Here is a 20,075-nt window from a genome sequence, read left to right on the forward strand (position 1 = left end):
ATATACAGTAACCCCTGTGTGCATAAAGATCAACCTCATTTTCGGAAAGCGACTCGCAAATTTCATCCATTCCTGGTGAACCTGAAAAAATCATCTTGCCCAACGGCAATAAGTTGCCTATTTTCCTGCTAACGGATCCGTTAGTAAGAAATATCGTGTTTACTGTATGATTTTTAATGGAATTATCATGAAAAAGATATCTTATGATCGGATTTATCAATCTCAAGAATACCTCTCTCCGCTGGGCGAAATTCATCATCGCGCCCTGTTTGGCGGTTATACCCTGGCCGTGGATGAAGCGGTGTTCGCGATGGTGTCTGACGGCGAGCTGTACCTTCGCGCCTGTGAGCAAAGTGCAAAATACTGTGTAAAAAACGCCTCCTCTTTTCTGACCCTGATGAAACGAGGACGGCCAGTGCTGCTTAATTACTACCGTGTGGATGAAGGTCTGTGGCAAAACAGGGAAAAGCTGCTTCAGCTCTCCTCGTTTGCGCTCGATGCCGCCAGGAAAGAGCGCTACCAGCGCCATCAGCGTAATCGGCTTAAGGATCTGCCGAACCTGACCTTTCAGATTGAGGTCCTGCTTATGGAGGCGGGCATTACCAATGAAGAGACGCTACGACAGTTGGGGGCGAAGACGAGCTGGCTGAAAATGCGCTCTAAGAATAAAGCGCTGAGTATCCGGGTATTGTTCGCGCTTGAAGGCGCCATCGAAGGGTTACATGAAGCGGCACTCCCGGCGGATATTCGCCGGGAGCTTATGGAGTGGTTTAATGCGCTGCCTGAGTCGCAGGGCCATCATTCCGCCAGGTAGCGATCTTCTGTCGCAGCCGACAAATTTCCGGCAGCAAAGCGATAAGCAGGCCAATTTGCTGTAGGACCAGCGGAGCTTTGTTGTCGGTGCCAGGATCAAGGTGTGCGATACGTTGCACCAGTTCATCCAGTGCCTGGTGAACCCGTGGCTCATCCGCAGGTTGATGATGAAGCGCATCATCAACGTAGCAAACGGCGTCGTCCAGCAGCGCCAGGATGCCCGGATTTGTCAGTTTCTCACGGTGGGCGCCAAGGGTAGAGATATAGCTGGTGAACGTGTGGTTCAGACACAGCAGGCGGAAGGCTGTCTCCCGGATTTCTGCCGTGGCGCGCGGCTCAGTTGACATATTCGAGACAACGGAAGCCAGCTCTGCGTCCGTGTTATGCGCATCGCGACGGGCAATCCGATAGGCCAGACGGTTATCGCGACCCTGATGGTATTGCTCAAGAATAGCATCCAGATAGCGGCAGTTGGCGTTCATTGCTCTGTCGGACACGCGCGGTAAGTTACGAAAACGCCAGTCCGGCCAGATAAAGCTCACCGCCGCCCAGGCAATGGCGCAGCCGATTAGCGTGTCGATAACGCGAGGAAGGGCCACTTCAAAGCCTTCACCCAGCAGATTGAAGCAGAGCAGCACCAGCAGCGTGATGAACATCGTGGCGTGGGCGTACTGCACATTGCGGAAGGCGAAAAACAGTACACCGGTAATCACAATCAGGATCAGTTGCCCTTCTACGGATGGCACAAAGTAGAGCACCGGCAGCCCGATGGCGACCCCGACTAATGTCCCGACAATACGCAGCGCGAGCCGATGGCGGGTAGCGTTATAGTTCGGCTGGCAGACAAACAGGCTGGTCAGCAGGATCCAGTAACCGTGGTGCAATCCTGTTATCTGGATAAACGCGTAGCCGACGCACAGAACCAGCGACATCCTTACCGCATGGCGAAAGAGGGCGGATTCCGGCGTAAAATGACGGCTCAGGCGCAGCCACATATCGCTGAAACCGTTGAGACTGTCGTCGGCAAGCTGGTTGTCGGCGTCATTGCCCGGCATTGCCATCGCCTGTTCAGACTCAATGGTGGCGAGCTGAGCATCGATGGCTCTCAGGTTGTTGAGCAAGAATCCCAGGGCTTTGAACTGTTCCGGCGATGTCCCACTGGCCTGAACGCGATCGAGGGCCGCATCCAGATGACTGAATGCGCGTTCAAAGCGAGGATCGTGCTGATAGGGCGTGCGCAGCAGTATTGAGCGCGCAAGTTGCTGGCAGGCCTGAGACTGCATTGACAGCAGGCGCTGGAAACGGAACATCACGTCGCTGTAGCGGAATTTCTCGCGCAGGTCAGCGTACTGCACATGCGAGGAGCTGGCGCGCTCGTGAATATCCTGGGCGACAAAGTAGTAGTGCAGTGTGCGCCGGGTACCGCGCTGACCGCGATCGCCGCGCAGACGGGTGAGCAGAGACGCTTTGGTCTGATTTAGCGTGGCGACCAGCTGGCCATTTGCCAGCGCCAGATCGTACAGGGGCGCCTGGCTGTCCTCTTCAATATCCGGATCAAACAGCCGGGATTTCAGCTCCAGATAGTGGGCCAGCTGTTCGTAACTGCGGGCAATGTTGTCCTGTAAGGCACGAACCGGAAAAATAAGATGTCCGGTTAAGGTCAGCAGGTTATACCAGATAGCGCCCAACAGCAGCAGGACCGGCTGCTGATACCACTGATCGTAAAGAGAGACGCCCAGCATGGTGTAAATGGCAATCAGCAGGGCGCCAAACGCGATAGTGGCGTAGCGTTGCCCGAGGCCGCCGAGCAAAATGAAGCCGCTGGTGGACACCGTCAGCCCTAAGGCAAACAGCCAGGGCCAGGGGAAAAGCAGCTCAACGGAGGCGGAAGCAATAAAGAAGCAGACCAGCGTGATGACCAGATTACGCAAACGACCGGCCAGGCGGTCGTCGAGATCCGCCAGCGCACCGGCCACCACCCCAAGCGTGAGGGGGATGGTGAGCTTCACGTCATTTAGCCACCACGGCAGAGCGACGGTGCCGCAGAGGGCGATAAAGATCCTGACGTTATACAGCCAGTTACTGTTCCACGTATAGCGACGAAGCAGGGGGCTTAGCATGAGTGCGGCCAGTCCTTATTACTGAAAACGGCGACGGGCGTTGGCTTCACGCGCGGCTTGCGCGACTTCGACCGGGACAACACGGCGTCCTACCGGCCACAGGGCGATGGTAGCAATTTTGAAATTAGCGATGCCAACCGGAATGCCTATAATCGTGATGCACTGGGCGATACCAGCGAAGATATGCATCAGACACAACCACCAGCCAAAGAAGATCAGCCATAAAATATTCAGCAGCGTGCCGCCGGTATTCATCAGGGCATTTTTTCTTTCCGGCTCCAGCTCATCCACGTGTACGGCTTCATTTCCATAAGGAACGAGGGACAGTTTGGTGATTTCCCAGCAGGAGCGCGTCAGCGGAAGGGTGAAGATGAGCACGATGCTCACCAGAGTGGCAAAAAGCCAGGAAAGGGTGGTGGCAAAACCGCCAAGGACAAAATTCAACACATTCAGAACGGTACGCATAAACCCTCATTTCCTTCGATATGATTAACGCCCGGTGATTGTAACGTTTTTTTGGGCTGGAGCACCTTAAAACTGGCAGTTAAACTGTCTGACAAATTATGACCTCGTGGATCCGGCAGGATATGGAACTGAAAGCAACTTCAATGGGCAAACGCCTGGCGCAGCACCCTTACGACAAGGTTGTCCTTCTCAATGCGGGAGTGAAAGTCTCCGGGGAACGCCACGAATACCTTATTCCGTTTAATCAGCTACTGGCCATTCATTGTAAACGAGGGCTGGTATGGGGGGAGCTGGAGTTCGTCCTGCCGGCAGACAAAGTGGTGCGACTCCACGGGACCGAGTGGGCGGAAACCCAACGCTTCCACCATCATCTGAACACGCGCTGGCAGCAGTGGAGCCAGGAGATGAGCGTGATAGCCGCACAGGTGCTACAACAGGTGCTGGACGATATCGCGCTAAGAAATACGCAGCAGAAGTGGCTGACGCGCCAGCAAACCGCCGGGCTTCAGCAAAAAATCGCCCAGGCGCTGACGGCATTGCCTTTACCGGTGGCGCGGCTTGAGGAATTTGATAACTGCCGCGACGCGTGGCGGAAGTGCCAGGCCTGGCTGAGCGATATCGAGAAAAGCCGTCTGGCGCATAACCAGGCCTGGACTGAGGCGATGCTTACGCAATATGCCGACTTCTTCAGTACAGTGGAGTCATCGCCCCTCAATCCTGCCCAGGCGCGCGCCGTGGTGAATGGCGAACAGTCTTTATTGGTGCTGGCAGGTGCCGGGAGCGGCAAAACGTCGGTGCTGGTGGCGCGCGCGGGTTGGCTTCTGACAACGGGCGAGGCGGTTGCAGACCAGATTTTGCTGCTGGCCTTTGGTCGCAAGGCTGCGCAGGAGATGGATGAGCGCATTCAGGCGCGTTTGCATACCCAGGATATCTCGGCGCGCACGTTCCACTCCCTCGCTTTACACATCATTCAACAGGGCAGCAAAAAAGTTCCTGTTGTCAGCAAGCTGGAGAACGACGCTCAGGCTCGCCAGGCGCTGTTTATCGAGGCATGGCGTCAGCAGTGCAGTGAAAAAAAGGCGCAGGCGAAAGGCTGGCGTCAGTGGCTTGAAGAGGAACTCAGCTGGGAGGTGCCGGAGGGCAGCTTCTGGCAGGATGAAAAGCTGGCGCGCCGGCTGGGCTCTCGTCTCGACCGGTGGGTAAGCCTGATGCGCATGCACGGCGGCTCTCAGGCGGAGATGATAGAAAGCGCACCGGAGTCGATCCGCGCTGTGTTTTCTAAACGGGTTAAGCTGATGGCGCCGATGCTGAAAGCGTGGAAAACCGTGCTGAAAGACGAAAACGCGGTCGATTTTTCGGGGCTGATCCATCAGGCCATTATCATTCTGGAGAAAGGGCGCTTCGTCAGCCCGTGGAAACACATCCTGGTGGATGAGTTTCAGGATATCTCGCCGCAGCGCGCTGCGCTGCTTTCGACGCTGCGGGCGCAGAATAAACACACGTCGCTGTTTGCCGTGGGCGATGACTGGCAGGCTATCTACCGTTTCAGCGGGGCGCAACTATCCCTCACAACGGCCTTCCACCACTATTTTGGGGAAGGCGATCGCAGCGATCTGGACACCACCTACCGCTTCAACTCGCGGATTGGCGAAATAGCCAACCGTTTTATTCAGCAGAACCCGCACCAGCTGTCGAAACCGCTTAACAGCCTGACGTCGGGGGATAAAAAGGCCGTCACGCTGCTGGCGGACGATCAGCTGGAACCGCTGCTGGATAAACTGAGCGGCTATGCGAAACCGGATGAGCGTATTCTGGTGCTGGCGCGTTATCATCACCTCAAGCCGACGGCGCTGGAAAAAGCGGCGACGCGCTGGCCAAAACTTCAGCTCGATTTTATGACCATTCACGCCAGTAAAGGGCAGCAGGCCGACTACGTGATTGTGGTGGGGGTAAAAGAGGGGAGCGACGGTTTCCCTGCACCGGCGCGGGAATCCGTGATGGAAGAGGCGTTATTACCTGTTCCGGAAGATTTCCCGGATGCAGAGGAGCGGCGTTTACTGTACGTGGCGATAACCCGCGCGCGCCATCGCGTGTGGCTCTTGTTCAACAAAGAGGAGCCGTCGGTGTTTGTCGATATTTTGAAAAGTATTGACGTGCCGGTGGCGAGAAAGCCGTAACGCGCCGGGCAAATTCTGTAGGCCCGGTAAGCGCAGCGCCACCGGGCAAAAAACTACTTCAGTCTCTCCGCAAGATAACGCTGATAATCCGGGATCAAAATCTCCACCGGATCGTTAAACTGCGGCGATTCAATGATGAAATCTGCCGTTGAAAGATTGGTGGCTACCGGAATGTTCCACACCGTCGCCAGACGCAGCAGCGCTTTAACGTCCGGATCATGCGGAACCGCGTTCAGCGGATCCCAGAAGAAAATCAGAACGTCAATTTTACCTTCTGAAATCTGAGCACCTACCTGCTGGTCACCCCCCATCGGGCCGCTCAGCATGGCATTCACTTCCAGACCGGTTTCGCGGTGGATCAGGTTGCCGGTTGTTCCCGTGGCAGAAAGGGCATGATGCTGTAAAAGAGGCTGATGGCGACGAACCCAGTTAAGCAGCATTTGTTTACAGTGATCGTGCGCAACCAGAGCAATGTGCTTGCGCGCCGGAAGTGTGCGTGTTGTCAGTTCCATAATCTTATCCGTGAGGTTACCTCGTTACACGATGACGGGAACTGGCTGATGCTGCAAGAGAAAGGACGAAAAAATGTGGCTTACGACGAAGGTTGTTGCTTCGCCCATTGCAGAAAACGGGCGCGCGTGTCCGGATCGGCATTCTGGAACCAGAACTTGAGGCGTTGCTCAGTAAGGGTCTGCGACTGAGGGGGGAGTACATCCAGCTCCGATACGCCCGAAAGCAGGGTACTGTCATCCGCCATCATGGTGGCGAACTGGGGCAGCGAGGCGCGCCTGCTGGCCCTGTTGTAGGTCTCGGTGTCCGCTTCATAGTCTGTTCCCTTTGACCTTTTTGTCAGCGCCAGAATATCCAGTTTTACCGGGATGGGCATGGAGTCCCCGTCCACCAGTTCAATGCGCGGCGAGGCATCAAATGCCAGTGACTCCTTTTCTGTCTCAAGGCGCGGGAGACGAAAATTGACCTGGCTGATAAGGTGGGTATTAAAGCTGACCACCAGCGGAGGCGAAATGTACACCTGCTGTTCGTTGTCGGCGAGGCGAATGGTCTTTTCCACCCGAAAAACCACCTGGTGCGGGCCGTTATCCAGCTCGATACTGTCTGCACCCCGCAGCAGGGAGCTGGAGACTTTTTTCCCGTCCAGCACCAGCAGGTCAATGTCGGTTGAGAGTCTGAGAGTGGTTGCGAAAACACAAACCGGCATGATTAACGCAACCATAGCCCAGGCAATGCCGGTTTTCATAGCAGACTCCTGTAGACAAACTACCCGGTAAGAATGTATCAAAAGTTTTCGACAAACACGTTTACTAACATATAGACATATTCTGCCGTTTTGCCCTCATACTTCTGTATGGGATGCGTGGTTGAGATGTCCGCTTTGACGTACACTTTGAAAAAAGCCAGGAGGAAGAGCATGAAAGAGAACGACATTGTCGAGATTCTGACGTCCACGCGCACTATCGCGCTGGTCGGCGCGAGCGATAAACCGGATCGCCCAAGCTATCGGGTCATGAAATACCTTCTGGATCAGGGTTATCACGTGATCCCGGTCTCGCCGAAGGTGGCGGGGAAAACGCTGCTGGGCCAGCAGGGCTATGCGACGCTCGCGGACGTGCCGGAAAAGGTGGATATGGTGGACGTTTTTCGTAATTCAGAGGCGGCCTGGGGCGTGGCGCAGGAGGCAATTGCCATTGGCGCGAAAACGCTGTGGATGCAGCTGGGCGTGATTAATGAGCAGGCGGCCGTGCTGGCGCGCGATGCCGGGCTGAAGGTGGTGATGGATCGCTGTCCGGCAATCGATATTCCCCGTCTGGGGCTGGCAAAATAAAAAAAGCCCGTTTGACGGGCTTTTTTACACCTTTAGTTGCGCAGTCTTGGTGCCTGTAACTGTTTGCGGATGGTCTGAGCAAGCTCGTCCATAGTGGGTTGTTCCGGATGCTCATCCTGTAGTTCACCACTCAGCTGCGCTTCGGCAAGATAGGTATGGACAGGCTGACCATCGTCGCCCTCCATAACCACATGATACCAGGGCGCGGCGCGAAGCTCTGCGTCAACGGCCAGATCGTCTGCTGACGGTTCATCAAGGGAATACTCCGGGTCGATATCCACGACCACACCCAAATATCCAAGCAAGGTGTGGCGGACCTGCTGGCCGATACCGAATTTGCTGGCAATCATAGTCACCTCCCGGGAAACATTACATACACACTATGTGCGGGCAATATTTCTCTTTTCAAGTTACATGACGCGACAGGCAAACCCTTTCAGATACAGCCCTTCCGGGTAGGTAGCGATCACCGGGTGATCGGCGGCCTGACGGAACTGCTCTATAAATTGTACATCACGACCCGCATCTATTGCGGCATCGGCGATGATTTTTTGGAATAAATCTGTCGTCATCAGGCCAGAGCAGGAGAACGTCAGCAGCACGCCGCCCGGGTTCAGCAGCTGGATCGCCAGCATGTTGATGTCTTTATAGCCACGGCAGGCGCCCATCAGCTGGCTTTTGTTTTCAACAAACTTCGGCGGGTCCATCACGATTACGTCAAATTTCTCGCCCTGGTCGCGGTATTTACGCAGCAGTTTGAATACGTCGTCGCGCACAAACTCCGCTTTGCTCAGATCCAGCTTATTCAGCTCAACGTTCTGCTTCGCCACGTCCAGCGCTTCCTGTGAGGTGTCGACGCTCACCACCTGAGCACAGCCGCCCATCAGGGCAGAGACCGCAAAGCCGCCGGTATAAGAGAAGCAGTTCAGCACGCGTTTATCGGCAACGTACTGGCGCGTTGCCAGACGGCTGTCACGCTGGTCGAGGTAATAACCGGTCTTATGGCCGCCCTGGATATCCACCAGCAGCTTCATGCCATGTTCTTCGATAGGCAGCAGGGCAGGCGGCAGTTCGCCGGTGACCGGGCCTTGCGTCAGCTCCATGCCCTCTTTTTTACGTACCGCCACGTCGCTGCGGTCGTAAATGGCACATTCCGGGAACAGGGTTTGCAAGGCGCTAATCAGCGCGGCACGCTGGTATTCCGCCCCGGCGCTCAGCAGCTGCAACACCAGGAAATTGCCGAAGCGGTCAATGGTCACGCCCGGCAGCCCGTCGGACTCTCCGGCAATCAGACGATAGCTGTCCAGCCCGTCACGCTTTGCCAGCCACTCGCGCCACTGCTGCGCCTGTTGCAGACGACGGACAAAGAAGTCTATATCGATGGTTTCTTCTTTATCGAACGTCCAGACGCGCGCGCGGATCTGAGATGCTGGCGAGTATGCGCCGCGTGCTAACCATTTCCCCTGATGGTCAACAATATCGATGGTTTCACCGAGGCTGGCTTTACCTTCCATGCGAGCAACCGCGCCGGAAAAGACCCAGGGATGACGGCGCAGTAATGACTTCTCGCGCCCTTTGGCTAACACTAAACGTACACTCATAATTTGCTATTCTGTCGATTCCAATGAAATGGCCGCCATTTTCCCGACTTCAGTGAGGAAATGCAACGCGCCAGTCGGATAAGGAGAAGGATGATGTCAAATGTTTGCACCATTGCCTGGGTTCATGGCCTTGTACAGGGCGTCGGATTCCGCTACAGCACCCAGCGCGAAGCCCTTCAGCTCGGGCTGACAGGGTATGCGCGTAACATGGATGATGGCAGCGTGGAGGTTGTGGCCTGCGGTGAGGCGGATCGGGTTGAGAAGCTGGTGGCGTGGCTGAAAGCGGGCGGACCGCGCAGCGCGCGGGTTGATAAGGTGCTAACGGAACCGCATCAACCCGACCGGGAATACGCTGACTTCAGTATTCGCTATTAAATGCATTTTACCGGCTTTGGCAGGCCGGCGATTTTTGTCGCCTGTTTAGCCGGGCCTTTCGGAAACAGGCGATACAGATAACGGCTGTTGCCTTTCTCTTCGCCAAATTTATTCGCCATGGCTTTGACCAGCATGCGGATAGCCGGCGAGGTGTTGAATTCAAGGTAAAATTCTCGCACGAAGCGCACCACTTCCCAGTGTTCCGGGGAGAGAGTAATTCCTTCGTTTTCCGCAATTTTCTCCGCCAGCGCTTCGCTCCACTGGCTGCTCTCTTTCAGATAACCGTCGTTATCGGTTTCGATCTCTTTGCCTTCAAAACTCAACATATTCATTCACACGTTAGTCAAAAACCGCCTAAGTCTACCAAAAAAACAAAGCCCCGCATAAGCGGGGCCCTGTTCACAGCACGGTGAGTTAATCGCGGCTGGCGAAGCCCAGGATGCTCAGCAGGCTGACAAAAATGTTGTACAGCGACACATACAGGCTCACAGTGGCGCGGATATAGTTCGTCTCACCGCCGTGAATGATGTTGCTGGTTTCATACAGGATTGCGCCGGATGAAATCAGGATAAACACCGCGCTGATTGCCAGATGCAGCGCAGGCAATTGCAGGAAGATGTTCGCCAGCATACCGACCAGCACAATCACGATACCTGCCATCAGCATACCGCCAAGGAAGGACATGTCCTTACGGGTGGTCAGCACGTAGGCCGAGCAGCAGAAGAACACCAGCGCGGTACCGCCCAGCGCCATACCAATCACGTCGCCCATTCCGGCAGACAGATAGGCATTCAGGATTGGCCCCAGAATGTAGCCCAGGAAGCCGGTAAAGGCGAACGCGGAGAGAATACCCACCGGTTTATCCGCGGTTTTGTAGGTCAGGAACATCAGACCGTACATACCTACCAGCGTCAGGATCAGGCCCGGAGAAGGTAGCATCAGTACGGTGCTGGCCGTCGCGGTGATCGCCGAAAACGCCAGCGTCAGGCTGAGCATGAAATAGGTATTGCGCAGCACCTTATGGGTGCTGAGTAGCGATGTGCGGTCGCGTGAAGAAGTAATTATACGATCCATGAGTCACTCTCTTATGACAGATGTAATTAGCGCAAAGAATAGGAAACGGCGCGGCAGACGCAAAGTGGTTTTACCCATCTTTACTCAGCCCCTTAGGGATTATGCTGGTTTTTTATTCTGGCAAAGCCTTTGTACTCAGAATGAAGTGCGGTTTGTTGGGCGTATTCAGATCAACCTCTTATAGGTATCTGAAAAATATTGCGTTATTTCCCTAAGGCCGCTAAGAGTTATTTCCGGATCGTCATAAAAACAGACAATAAGGCGAAGGAAATGAAACCACAAACACGCACGCGCTTTACGCTCTCTTTGTTAACCGCAGGGGTCCTGTGCGCCAGCACGGCAACCTGGGCGGCTAACGTGCCGGCAGGAACCCAGCTGGCAGATAAGCAGGAACTGGTCAGGAACAACGGCAGTGAACCCGCCTCGCTCGACCCGCATAAAGTCGAAAGCGATGTCGAATTCAATATTATCAGCGATTTATTCGACGGGCTGGTCAGCGTCTCTCCGGCAGGTGAAATCCAGCCGCGCCTGGCGGAGAAATGGGAAAATAAAGACAACACCGTCTGGACGTTCCATCTGCGTCCGGGCATTACCTGGAGCGATGGAACCCCCATCACCGCGGAAGATATTGTCTGGAGCTGGCAGCGGCTGGTCGACCCGAAAACCGCCTCTCCGTATGCCAGCTATCCCGGTAGTATGCGTATCGTCAACGGCACTGATATCGCAGAAGGCAAAAAAGCGCCCGAGTCGCTGGGGGTGAAAGCCATCAATGACAGCACGCTGGAAGTTACGCTCACGCAACCTAACGCCGCTTTCCTGGCGATGCTGGCTCACCCGTCTCTGGTGCCGATTGATAAAGTCCTGGTAGGCCGTTTCGGTGATAAGTGGACCAAACCGGAGCACTTCGTCAGCAGCGGGGCTTATAAACTGTCACAGTGGGTGGTTAACGAACGCATTGTCGCGGTGCGTAACCCGAAATATTGGGATAACGAACATACCGTCATCAACAAGGTGACCTATCTGCCCATTTCCTCTGAAGCTGCTGACGTCAACCGCTACAAAGCGGGCGAAATCGACATTGTCTACACGGTGCCGATCAACCAGTTTGCTCAGCTGAAGAAAACGCTGGGGAGCGAGCTGGACGTTTCACCGCAGCTTGCCACCTATTATTATCAGTTCAACACCACCCGGCCGCCGTTCAACGACGCCCGCGTGCGCAAGGCGCTGAACCTGGCGCTGGATAAAGACATCATCGCCGATAAAGTATTAGGGCAGGGCCAGCGCCCGGCATGGCTGATCAGCCAGCCGGATATTGGCGGCGTCAAGCTTCAGAACCCGGATTACGCCAGCTGGCCGATGGATAAACGCATTGCTGAGGCGAAAAAGCTGCTGGCCGAAGCCGGATTTAACGACAGCCATCCGCTCAGCTTTAATCTTCTCTATAACACTTCGGAATCGCACCAGCGTATTGCCATTGCCGCCAGCTCAATGTGGAAGAAGAACCTCGGCGTGGAGGCGAAGCTGCAAAATCAGGAGTGGAAAACCATGCTTGATACCATGCACACCCATAACTTTGACGCGGTACGCTACGCCTGGATTGCCGATTACGACGATGCGGCAACCTTCCTGAACAACTTCCGTACCGGGGACAGCCAAAACACCACTCAGTACAGCAATCCGGACTACGATCGGGCACTGGTGAACGCGGCGAAATCGAAAACGGCGGAGGAGCGCGGTAAATTCTACCAGCAGGCAGAAGATCTGCTGGGACGGGATGTACCGGCGATCCCGGTCTATCATTACGTGCGCACGCACCTGGTGAAACCGTGGGTAGGGGGGTTCACGCCAGACAAGCTCGGGTACTACTACACCAAAGATATGTACATCAAAAAGCACTAACGATCCGCGGTGGATATTATGCTGCCAAAACGGCCAATCTGTCGTCTATTCAACCGATTAAACGCATTTTGGCTATTTTTAAAGCGAACGAATGCGCGCACTCTTTACAGCGCGCGGTGAGGTGTTTATAGTTCGCCTCACTTAGGAAGCGTGGCCGAGCGGTTGAAGGCACCGGTCTTGAAAACCGGCGACCCGAAAGGGTTCTAGAGTTCGAATCTCTACGCTTCCGCCAAATTCGAAACCCCTGCGATAGCAATATCGCAGGGGTTTTTGTTTTTGCGCCAGTCTTCCGTCATGCCACCATGTTGTAGCTTATCGTGATCCCGGCGTCGGCCTTGCAGACCTGAGCTTTTACGCACCAGGTGTCCTCGATGTTTGCCGGCGTCAGAACCGCTTCGGGCGCGCCCGTGGCGGCGATCTGCCCGGCCTTCAGGAGGATCAGACGCTGGCAATAATTGGCCGCAAGATTGAGATCGTGCAGTGCAACCACCACCGTAAGAGGCAGCTGTGAAACGAGCCGCATCAGCTCCAGCTGGTGCTGAATGTCCAGGTGGTTTGTCGGTTCATCGAGCAACAGCACCTGCGGCGGCTGGGCCAGCGCGCGGGCTATCTGGCTTCGCTGGCGCTCTCCGCCAGACAAAGAGTGCCATCGCCGCTGGCGTAAGCGGCATAACTGCATCAGGCCAATCGCCTGCTCAACCGCAGCCTCATCGTCGCGCGAGGTTTTCTGGAATGTTTTCCGGTAGGGCGTACGCCCCAGTCTGACAATGTCCTCAACGGTCAGTTCTCCGTCGACCTCAGCATGTTGCGGGACAAACGCCATGTGCTGCGCGCGTTTTTTCAGCGGCATCATGCCGAGCGTTGTGCCATTAAGCGCCACGCGTTCGCTGAGTCGTGGAAACAGCCCGGCGAGACAGCGCAGCAGCGTCGACTTGCCCGAGCCGTTTGGCCCTAACAGGCCGATAATCTGCCCGGATGGCAGGTCGAGATCGATATCCTTAAGCACCGTCTGCGCTTGTCGGGTTACGGTTAACCCGGCCACAGTAATATTCATGGATGCTCCTTTCGGTTTTGATAAAGCAACGCCACAAAGACGGGGGCGCCTACCAGCGCAGTCACCACCCCGATGGGCAGAACCTGGTGCACAATCAGCGTGCGTGAGACGATATCGGCGAGGATCATAAAGTGGGCGCCGATAAGAAACGTCAGCGGGATAGATAGACGATGGCCCGGCCCACATAGCATGCGCGTTACATGGGGAATGACCAGCCCGACAAACCCCACTGCGCCCGTGGCGCTCACCAGCGTTGCGGTAACAATGGCACAGGTCAGCAATAAGACAATACGCACGGCGGTAACCGGGATCCCCAGCGTGGTGGAGACCTCATCCCCGAAGGTGAAGGTGTCCAGCGCCCGTGAAAAGAGCAATACCACCAGTAAACCCGCAAGCGTAACGGCCAGCGCCAGCAGCGCGTCAGGCCAGCGCACGCCGCTCAGACTTCCCAGCAGCCAGAACATGACGCTACGGGACTGCTCGGCATTGGCGGACGTGCTGACGACGTACGCGGTCATGGCGTTGAAGAGCTGGGTGCCCGCAATGCCAGCCAGTAAAATGCGCGACGGGCTTTCACTCATCCCGTTTGTAATCACCATGATGAGCGCAAAGGCGGCGCACGAGCCGACAAACGCACCGCTGCTCACGCCAATCACGCTCCCCCCGATGCCGAGAAGCATCACGCAGACGGCCCCCAGCGATGCGCCCGCGGAAATCTCCAGCAGATAAGGCTCAGCCAGAGGGTTACGCAGGATCGACTGCAACACCAGCCCGCACAACGCCAGGCCGCCGCCGCTGCACGCGGCCATTACTGCCCGGCTCATGCGATATTGCCAGACGATACCTTCCTCCGTTTGCGGCAACGCATAAGAGGTCAAACCCAGTCCGTTGAGGATCGCTTTCCCGGTACTGGCATACGACACCGGCATGTCACCGATACTGGCGGCAAAGACCAGCATCAGCGGCAGCGCCATGGCACCGGCTGCCAGTAAACCCTGCTGGCGGCGGTCAAAAGCGAAATGACTCATTGTTCATCCTGGAAAGAAGCCAGCCGATCGCTGATAAGCTCAACCGCATCGACATTACGCAATGAAGGGTTTAACGACATCGCTGGCACCACGATGATGTGGTTGTTCCTGACCGCAGGCATGTTCTTTGTCACCGGGTCACTGCGCAAGAACGCTTTTTTTACCTCAACGTCATCGGCAGGGTAGAGCCTGCGGGACATCCCGGCGATAACAATCACGTCCGGCTGCGATCGGGCTATATGTTCCCACGTTACAGCGGGCCATTCGTCGTGAGAGTCAATAATGTTCTTCAACCCCAGCGTGCGGCTGATCCAGCCAGGCGCGCCGTAATTCCCGGCCACCCAGGGATCGCCATTCAGACGGCTGCTGGAGAACCAGAATACAACGCTAAGCGGTTTCGCGGAGGCGCGCGCCTGGGCCTTTTTAATACGCTCCGCCAGCGCACGATTGAGCTGCTCACCTCGCGCGGAAACATCAAAAATCGTCGCCAGATCTGTCACTTCCCGTGTAATTTCCGCCAGTGAAAACGGCGCGCTACGTGCTCCGTCTGCGTTTGAGGTTTCCGTTACCGTTTTATCCGTGCAGTCGGCAGGGGAGATCCACGTATTAATCCCCAGCGACGCAAACTGCTCACGGGTTCCCACTTCTCCCTGCGGACCAATGTGCCAGTGATACTGTGCGAGAACGAGTTCAGGTTTCTGCCCTACCACGGCCTCAAAGGAGGGGGAATTATCCGCAAGCCGGGGGAGGTTTCTCCCGGCATCCTCCAGCGGGGCCGGGAGCTTGCCGAACCAGACTGACGTCGCGGCGATCGTTTTCTCCAGCCCCAGTGCGAGCAGTAATTCTGTTTCATGCTGACCCACGGTCACGACGCGCTGAGGAGCCTGCGTAAAGGTCTGCTTAACGCCGCAATTTTCAATCGTGAGGGGCCAGGTGGTTGCGGCGAAAGCGGCAGGCGCCATGGAGAGCAGTGAAGCCAGAAATAACCCATTTTTAAGTAACATAGAACGCAATCCGAAATTGTTATGTTATAACATAATACATATATTGTGACTGAGAGCAACACGCTCACCGTCGCTTGTTGCAGAAACGAAAGGCTAGACTATTCTCAACATACCCACCTGGCATTCGCGGGTTGCCTGAAAAATAACAAGATTTCTGACCTGGGGTAGTAAGGATGAAAAAGATCCTGCTCGCGTTTGCGTTCTGTTTTGCCGCCCTGAGCGCCTTCTCATCGTATGCCGCAGAGCCCCGCCAGGCGCCTACGGAGCAGGAGCGCGCCCGAACGGTCTACATCTTCCATCAGCCCATCGTCATGCTCCAGGCGAAATTTGGCCTGACCACGCCGGAAGAACGCGTTTTACGCATCCGCAACACCCTGCGCAATTTTACCGAGGCGGATGTGCGTGAGCCGCTCAGCATCGTCCCCGTGACCCGCTATAACCAGCAGGGACGGCTAATAGTGATGAACGGGAAACCTGTGATGCTGCTGACGGAAGGGGATTTGGACGAAGGGGACGATCTTACCCTCAATCAGGCCGCACAGCGCGTGCTGGCGCGCATGGAAGCGCAAAGGATGGCGCTGCGCGATCAATACGATACCGGCTGGCTGGCGCTGTCGACGGTAAAAACAGCCGCTGGCCTGCTGGCGCTGTTGCTGCTCTGCTACGGCGCGTGGCGATCCTGGCGCTGGTTCCGGCGCGTCTACCGTCGGCGTATTGTGGAGAATCGCAGCCGGGTGCCGCAAAGCTGGCGGCGGTACATTGGCGCAATTGAGATTCGGCTTTACGCCTTGCTGATGTTCCTGCTGGGGTTGATCGGCTTTTACGTCTGGCTGAGCTGGGCATTCAGTCTGTTTCCGTGGACGCGGGTGTGGGGCACGTCGCTGGGAGACTGGACGCTTCGCGTGGTGCAGCAAATCGCCCTGGCGATTGTCTCGGCCTTGCCGGGGCTGACGATTGTGCTGATCATTTTCCTCATTACCGCATTTATTCTGAAGCTTCTCAGGATGGTGCTCAATCAGGTGGAGGCTGGTCGTCTGCAACTTCCCGGCGTACATCCGGAAACCGTGGGGGCTACCCGTAAGCTCATTTCCGTTGCCGTCTGGCTATTTGCTCTCTCCGCCGCCTGGCCGTTTCTTCCCGGTGCAAACTCGCTGGCGTTTAAAGGTATTAGCGTCTTCTTTGGCCTGATGTTAACGCTGGGCTCGGCAGGGGTGATGAACCATGCCATGAGCGGTCTGGTCCTGATTTACTCCCGCGCACTGCGCAAAGGCGATGTCATTCGGGTGGCGGATAACGAAGGCAAGGTCAGTGAAATTGGCATGCTGGCGACCAAAATTATTACCCGGGAAAATTATGTCGTTACCGTGCCCAACGCGGTGGTGGTGAGCGGTAAGATCACCAATCTGAGCGCGCTACAGCCCGATGGCAGCCTCAATCTGACGGTCAGCGTCACGATCGGTTATGACACCCCATGGCGTCAGGTGCATGCCATGCTGGAGCTGGCCGCGAAACGGGCAAAAGGGATTGACCTTTCCGAGCCGCCGCTGGTACGCCAGTTGGGGTTAATGGACTGGTATATCGCTTACGAATTGCAGGTCCGTCTGCTGCCCGAACAGTCCCTCGCGGTTGCCCGCAATGAACTGCATAGCCAGATACAGGATGTGTTTAACGAATTTAACGTGCAGATCATGTCCCCGAATTTTGTTATGCAGCCAGAGGGCAGCGTAATGGTTGCCAAAGAGAACTGGTATACCGCGCCAGCCAAACCCCCTCAGGGCGAAACGTGACGGCCCGGTTTTTCCGTGGCAAGGCAAAATGTTACAGCTTTTAATCGACGATCGCCGATTTTACACGGGTCATCGCCAGAATGTTTTTTGAGCGCATATTTAATTTCTCGAGGATCCTCACGCGGTAGGTGCTGGTCGTTTTTTGTGACAGTTGCAGCTTTTTCGCGATCTCATGGTTTTCCAAATGAAACAGCTTCAGCACGTCATATTCGCGTCGCGTAAAGGAGTGTGTTCTGAGCGCCCGGTAAAAGCGCATCAGCTGCTGAAAAGGGTGAGCAGTAAAATGCATCGACGAATAGATAATATTATCGATTCTCACTGCGCGGTTGGCTTCTATCTCATGCATCAGGACAATGTAATCACACTTAACTTTTTTGACCTGCCGAATGGTTTTATTGCGTAACTTATCCTGTTCAATCGCAATGATAAAATCCATCGCCTGATCGACCCCATCAAGATCGTGAATATCCGCGTCATCGCGAATCAAATGGGTTGATGTCAGGGAGCTTGATACACCATGGCAAAGGTAATAGTTATCACTGATAAATAAAAAATTCATAATCGTCGTTAAATAAAGTCATGGCTAATCTCTTATCGCAGTGATCCACGGTTAATGGGTGTTGTGCGAAAAAGAGTCTAAATGACCACCCGCGAATCTAATAAACGTTATGAATGTAAAAATAAATGTTTACATTTTAGCCAGTCGATGGCGAAGAAATCAGCGGGACGGAAGGGGAGGACGAAAGACGTGTAATGTTATGCAATTTCGTGCTTTACATCATGCTCAGAGATGTTTATAGTGCGCCTCACTTTGGAAGCGTGGCCGAGCGGTTGAAGGCACCGGTCTTGAAAACCGGCGACCCGAAAGGGTTCTAGAGTTCGAATCTCTACGCTTCCGCCAAATTCGAAAACCCTGCGATAGCAATATCGCAGGGTTTTTTCGTTATTCCAGCCCCAGCGTATACTGCGCGATTTTGAAGTAGATAATCAGCCCGGTGCCGTCGATTAGCGTGGCGATAAACGGTGCGGAGACCACCGCCGGATCGATTTTGCAGCGTTTCAGTACCATCGGGATCACCGACGAGACGATGGCGCTCCACAGCGTAATGCAGACCAGCGTCAGGCTGACGATGAGCGTGATTTCCATCCCAATGCCCATCATCCAGGCGCGAACGCAGCCCGCCAGACCCAGCGTGGCGGCAATCATTAACGAGGTGCTCATCTCTTTGCGCAGCACGCGACCCACATCGCGAAGGTGGACTTCACCCAGCGCCATGGCGCGCACCAGCGTCGAGGTGATCTGCGTCCCGCTGTTTCCGCCGGTGCCAATCAGCAGCGGAATAAAGAACGCCAGCGCGATGGCTGATTCCAGCGCCTCTTCAAAATGCTGGATCACCGAACTGGTATACGCTTCCGCAACAAACAGCAGCAGCAGCCAGACGGAGCGTTTCTTCCACAGGCTGAAGGCGCTGGTTTCCAGATAGGGCTTCTCCAGCGGCAGCGTCGCCCCCTGAAGCTGGGCATCTTCAGTAACGTCATCTTCCAGCAGATGGGCGATTTCACGCTCGGTAAGGCAGCCCACCAGCTTGCCGTGGGTCACCACCGGCACTACATCCGCACCCGCGTGCGCCAGCAGCCCGGCGACATCCGCCCGCTCATCTTCCGGTTTGAGCTGAATAAAATCCGATATCATCAACCCCTTAACAGGCTGCACGGTATCCGTGGCCTGCAATAATTTGCGTACGGCGATTAAACCTGCGAGGCGACCGTTATCTTCGATAAAAATATGAGACGGAATATCATCATCTTTTAATTTTTCAAAGAACTGCTCGCGTGCCAGAGCTACGCATAATGAAATATCGATAACGATAAAATCGGTATTCATATATTGCGCGATGGCGCTGTCATTAAAAGCCAGGTTTTGGTTGTGAATAGCGTAAGACATAGTAAATTCCCTTTGAATAATAAAATCTCTCAGGGGCGAGCAAGACAGGGCATGTCGGAAAGGAGATCCCCACGTCCTGGGTTCAGCACTGTACACCGTATCCCACAAGGGAAGTTATACTGACAAAGCCTTGATTCGACAGTGCCTGTTTTACCCTGTGCCGGTTCTCTCGAACCCACCAGAGCGATAACGTGTATTTGTACAGGAGCCTCGCCATAACGAGATCGTTGTAAAACGAGAGGGATAATACGCCTGTTTAAATTTAGTGCTCAGAAAATTAAATAATGTTTAAGAACGGTTTAGGTAAATCTTATTAATAAAATGTTGAGGGTTTATTTAAGGTTATTCATTTTAAATGGACAATTAAATTATTAACGGGGGAGGGGAAAATGACATGGTTTGATAACCTGCTGAATCATTTTGCGCTGTATCCGGCACATCTGTTTGTGCTGTTATTCGTGATGGCGCTGAGCAAATCGACGGTGCTGATCTCCTCCGTGCTGCCGCCTGCGTCGGTGATGCTGCTGGCGGGCATTACCGTCAGCCAGGGGAGCATGCATCCTGCGCTGACGTGGCTCGCCGTGGTGATGGGGGCAACGGCGGGTTCGGTGCTGAATTACCATATCGGCCAGCTGATGGGGCATACCCGGATGGTCACGCGCTTCACCTCAAAGCATGCCAATAAGTTCCTGCGGGTCCAGCATCAGCTGCAAAAGAACGGGGTCATCGTGCTTTTTACGTCGCGCTTCCTGGCGGTGTTGCGTTACATCGTCCCGCTGGCGGCCGGGATGCTCAGGCTGAACGCCGTCAAGGTCTACGCCGTCAGCCTGCTTTCCGCCTGTGCGTGGGCGGCGCTGTATGTCGGTGCGGTCACCGGCATCAGCGCCTTATAA

General features: G+C 55.1%; 20 protein-coding genes, 2 tRNA genes and 1 riboswitch. Of the genes, 9 read left to right on the plus strand and 13 right to left on the minus strand.

From position 1 onward, the window contains the following. The first annotated feature begins 187 nt into the window (after window positions 1-187). Window positions 188-814, plus strand: coding sequence for a TfoX/Sxy family DNA transformation protein (locus AC4OVU_RS08165; RefSeq protein WP_017384804.1), 627 nt, complete (start codon window positions 188-190; stop codon window positions 812-814). Here the strand turns inward: AC4OVU_RS08165 and yccS are convergent. Continuing rightward, window positions 771-2,933 carry a YccS family putative transporter gene (gene yccS / locus AC4OVU_RS08170; RefSeq protein WP_015570895.1) on the minus strand — a complete coding sequence of 721 codons (2,163 nt, stop codon included), beginning with the start codon at window positions 2,931-2,933 and terminating at the stop codon, window positions 771-773. The two genes, AC4OVU_RS08165 and yccS, sit on opposite strands and share 44 nt — an antisense overlap. Window positions 2,934-2,951: 18 nt before the next feature. Then, window positions 2,952-3,398, minus strand: a complete 447-nt coding sequence (locus AC4OVU_RS08175) for a YccF domain-containing protein (RefSeq protein ID WP_003858149.1) — start codon at window positions 3,396-3,398, stop codon at window positions 2,952-2,954. Window positions 3,399-3,520: 122 nt separating this feature from the next. Between AC4OVU_RS08175 and helD the strand changes: the two genes are divergently transcribed. Next, complete coding sequence (gene helD, locus AC4OVU_RS08180) at window positions 3,521-5,575, plus strand: DNA helicase IV (protein ID WP_491928653.1); 2,055 nt, start codon at window positions 3,521-3,523, stop codon at window positions 5,573-5,575. Window positions 5,576-5,628: 53 nt separating this feature from the next. Here the strand turns inward: helD and mgsA are convergent, their stop codons facing one another. Together mgsA and csgI are read right to left on the minus strand one after the other, a co-directional pair. Then, complete coding sequence (gene mgsA / locus AC4OVU_RS08185) at window positions 5,629-6,087, minus strand: methylglyoxal synthase (RefSeq protein ID WP_003858146.1); 459 nt, start codon at window positions 6,085-6,087, stop codon at window positions 5,629-5,631. A gap of 80 nt (window positions 6,088-6,167) precedes the next feature. Further along, on the minus strand, window positions 6,168-6,830 hold the full coding sequence (csgI, locus tag AC4OVU_RS08190) for a curli synthesis inhibitor (protein ID WP_017384801.1): 663 nt from the start codon (window positions 6,828-6,830) through the stop codon (window positions 6,168-6,170). A 171-nt stretch (window positions 6,831-7,001) separates the two neighbouring features. Here csgI and AC4OVU_RS08195 point away from each other — a divergent pair, with 171 nt between their 5' ends. Continuing rightward, on the plus strand, window positions 7,002-7,415 hold the full coding sequence (locus AC4OVU_RS08195; protein ID WP_006809337.1) for a CoA-binding protein: 414 nt from the start codon (window positions 7,002-7,004) through the stop codon (window positions 7,413-7,415). Between the two features lie 32 nt (window positions 7,416-7,447). Here the strand turns inward: AC4OVU_RS08195 and hspQ are convergent, their stop codons facing one another. Then, window positions 7,448-7,765: a heat shock protein HspQ gene (gene hspQ, locus AC4OVU_RS08200; RefSeq protein WP_003858136.1), complete on the minus strand. Its 318-nt coding sequence runs from the start codon at window positions 7,763-7,765 to the stop codon at window positions 7,448-7,450. Window positions 7,766-7,825: 60 nt separating this feature from the next. Further along, window positions 7,826-9,016, minus strand: a complete 1,191-nt coding sequence (rlmI, locus tag AC4OVU_RS08205) for a 23S rRNA (cytosine(1962)-C(5))-methyltransferase RlmI (protein WP_015570890.1) — start codon at window positions 9,014-9,016, stop codon at window positions 7,826-7,828. Window positions 9,017-9,109: 93 nt separating this feature from the next. Between rlmI and yccX the strand changes: the two genes are divergently transcribed. After that, window positions 9,110-9,391 carry an acylphosphatase gene (gene yccX, locus AC4OVU_RS08210; RefSeq protein ID WP_017693676.1) on the plus strand — a complete coding sequence of 94 codons (282 nt, stop codon included), beginning with the start codon at window positions 9,110-9,112 and terminating at the stop codon, window positions 9,389-9,391. Here yccX and tusE read toward each other — a convergent pair. Together tusE and yccA are read right to left on the minus strand one after the other, a co-directional pair. Beyond that, complete coding sequence (tusE, locus tag AC4OVU_RS08215; RefSeq protein WP_003858129.1) at window positions 9,388-9,717, minus strand: sulfurtransferase TusE; 330 nt, start codon at window positions 9,715-9,717, stop codon at window positions 9,388-9,390. The two genes, yccX and tusE, sit on opposite strands and share 4 nt — an antisense overlap. An 88-nt stretch (window positions 9,718-9,805) precedes the next feature. Beyond that, a complete protein-coding gene (gene yccA, locus AC4OVU_RS08220) occupies window positions 9,806-10,465 on the minus strand; it encodes an FtsH protease modulator YccA (RefSeq protein WP_003858127.1) in 660 nt (219 codons plus the stop codon). A gap of 270 nt (window positions 10,466-10,735) precedes the next feature. Here yccA and AC4OVU_RS08225 point away from each other — a divergent pair, with 270 nt between their 5' ends. Further along, complete coding sequence (locus AC4OVU_RS08225) at window positions 10,736-12,364, plus strand: ABC transporter substrate-binding protein (RefSeq protein WP_110292601.1); 1,629 nt, start codon at window positions 10,736-10,738, stop codon at window positions 12,362-12,364. A 144-nt stretch (window positions 12,365-12,508) separates the two neighbouring features. Next, window positions 12,509-12,596 (plus strand) — tRNA-Ser (locus AC4OVU_RS08230). Window positions 12,597-12,656: 60 nt separating this feature from the next. Here AC4OVU_RS08230 and AC4OVU_RS08235 read toward each other — a convergent pair. Genes AC4OVU_RS08235 through AC4OVU_RS08245 form a run of 3 tightly spaced genes read right to left on the minus strand, consistent with a single transcriptional unit; the run spans window position 12,657 to window position 15,450 of the window. Next, a complete protein-coding gene (locus AC4OVU_RS08235; RefSeq protein ID WP_110292602.1) occupies window positions 12,657-13,418 on the minus strand; it encodes an ABC transporter ATP-binding protein in 762 nt (253 codons plus the stop codon). Next, on the minus strand, window positions 13,415-14,446 hold the full coding sequence (locus AC4OVU_RS08240) for a FecCD family ABC transporter permease (RefSeq protein WP_110292603.1): 1,032 nt from the start codon (window positions 14,444-14,446) through the stop codon (window positions 13,415-13,417). The genes AC4OVU_RS08235 and AC4OVU_RS08240 overlap by 4 nt, the downstream gene beginning before the upstream one ends. After that, complete coding sequence (locus tag AC4OVU_RS08245; RefSeq protein ID WP_110292604.1) at window positions 14,443-15,450, minus strand: ABC transporter substrate-binding protein; 1,008 nt, start codon at window positions 15,448-15,450, stop codon at window positions 14,443-14,445. Before AC4OVU_RS08245 ends, AC4OVU_RS08240 begins: the two co-directional genes overlap by 4 nt. A gap of 173 nt (window positions 15,451-15,623) precedes the next feature. Here AC4OVU_RS08245 and AC4OVU_RS08250 point away from each other — a divergent pair, with 173 nt between their 5' ends. Beyond that, entirely contained in the window at window positions 15,624-17,237 is a 1,614-nt protein-coding gene (locus AC4OVU_RS08250; protein ID WP_032104945.1) for a mechanosensitive ion channel family protein, read from the plus strand. Window positions 17,238-17,277: 40 nt separating this feature from the next. Here AC4OVU_RS08250 and AC4OVU_RS08255 read toward each other — a convergent pair whose 3' ends face one another. Beyond that, the gene (locus AC4OVU_RS08255; RefSeq protein ID WP_110292605.1) at window positions 17,278-17,796 is read right to left on the minus strand and encodes a LuxR C-terminal-related transcriptional regulator; all 519 of its coding nucleotides are present in this window, start codon (window positions 17,794-17,796) and stop codon (window positions 17,278-17,280) included. Between the two features lie 254 nt (window positions 17,797-18,050). Between AC4OVU_RS08255 and AC4OVU_RS08260 the strand changes: the two genes are divergently transcribed. Further along, window positions 18,051-18,138: transfer RNA gene (locus tag AC4OVU_RS08260), tRNA-Ser, on the plus strand. Window positions 18,139-18,180: 42 nt separating this feature from the next. On the opposite strand, the gene AC4OVU_RS08265 is transcribed toward AC4OVU_RS08260, so the two are convergent. Then, a complete protein-coding gene (locus AC4OVU_RS08265) occupies window positions 18,181-19,182 on the minus strand; it encodes a magnesium transporter (protein WP_003858115.1) in 1,002 nt (333 codons plus the stop codon). A gap of 60 nt (window positions 19,183-19,242) precedes the next feature. Then, a riboswitch (M-box (ykoK) riboswitch) is annotated at window positions 19,243-19,412 on the minus strand. A 159-nt stretch (window positions 19,413-19,571) separates the two neighbouring features. Here AC4OVU_RS08265 and AC4OVU_RS08270 point away from each other — a divergent pair. Further along, window positions 19,572-20,075, plus strand: a complete 504-nt coding sequence (locus AC4OVU_RS08270) for a DedA family protein (RefSeq protein ID WP_110293126.1) — start codon at window positions 19,572-19,574, stop codon at window positions 20,073-20,075.

This window comes from Enterobacter sp. 6722112 (genome assembly GCF_058661685.1).